Source organism: Paraburkholderia sp. Ac-20347 (assembly GCF_017104805.1).
GTDB classification, from domain to species: Bacteria; Pseudomonadota; Gammaproteobacteria; order Burkholderiales; family Burkholderiaceae; genus Paraburkholderia; species Paraburkholderia tropica.
Genome location: NZ_JAAGPN010000591.1, coordinates 1 through 935, shown reverse-complemented (window position 1 = coordinate 935; position 935 = coordinate 1). Strand labels below are relative to the sequence as shown.

Annotated in this window: 1 protein-coding gene and 1 pseudogene; both read right to left on the bottom strand. The window is 69.4% G+C overall.

Annotated features, from left to right (window positions below):
* Positions 1–307 (bottom strand): annotated as a pseudogene (locus G3N97_RS38885) (cobalamin biosynthesis protein CbiG); the annotation flags it as partial.
* Positions 295–935 (bottom strand): precorrin-2 C(20)-methyltransferase (locus G3N97_RS38880; RefSeq protein WP_205998012.1); only part of this gene is annotated, 641 nt, incomplete at its 5' end. The pseudogene G3N97_RS38885 and the gene G3N97_RS38880, both read right to left, overlap by 13 nt.

Below are 935 nucleotides of genomic sequence, written 5' to 3'. Positions count from 1 at the left end.
CGACCGCGCTGCCGTCCTCGGCGAGCGCGAGCACGGGCGGCTCCGCGCCCTTGTTCGCGAGCAGCGGCGCGAGGCAGCGGATCACGATACCCGCCGCGCACAGCGCGACGAGCGGCGTGCCGCGCCGGTACAGCTCGCGCAGGTGCTCGCCGAGTTCGCTGAACGCGACGTCGCCTTGCGCGCGGTCTTGCAGCGCATGAATCTGCGCGCCTGCGTAGCATGCCTTCACGCGCTGCGCGGTGGCGAGCGCGCCCGGGCCGAGCACGATCACGGCGGGCGCGCGCAGTTCGGCGTTCATGCTTGCCATTTTTCCCCCGGCACCACGAGCAGCGAGAAATACGGCGAGGCCATCGGATCGACGTCGTCGAGCGGCACGATGCGCTGGTTCGCCATGGTCGCGCGCTCGACGTAGAGCGCGCGCTTCGCGAGACCGAGATCGGCGAGTACGCGGCGCACTTTCTCGAAGTTACGGCCGAGCTTCATGATGACGGCGGCGTCCGCGTCGGCGAGACGGCGGCGCAGTTGATCCTCGGGCAGCACGCCCGAGAGCACCGCGAGACTCTGGTTGCGGTACACGAGCGGTGAGCCGAGCACCGCCGCGCCGCCGAGCATCGAGCACACGCCGGGCACGACGTCGACTTCGTAGCGCGCGGCGAGGCGGTCGTGCAGATACATGTACGAGCCGTAGAAGAACGGATCGCCTTCGCAGATCACGGCCACGTCGCGGCCCGCGTCGAGATGCGCGGCGACGGTGCGCGCCGCGTCGTCGTAAAACTCGGCGATGATGGTCTCGTACGAGAGCGGCGGTTCGAGCGCTTCGGTCGTGACCGGATAGACGAGCGGCAGGCGTTCCTGTTCCGGGCCGAGATGCGCTTCGACGATGCCGAACGCGTTGCCCTTCTTGCCCTTGGCGACGAAGTAGGCGAGCACGGGCA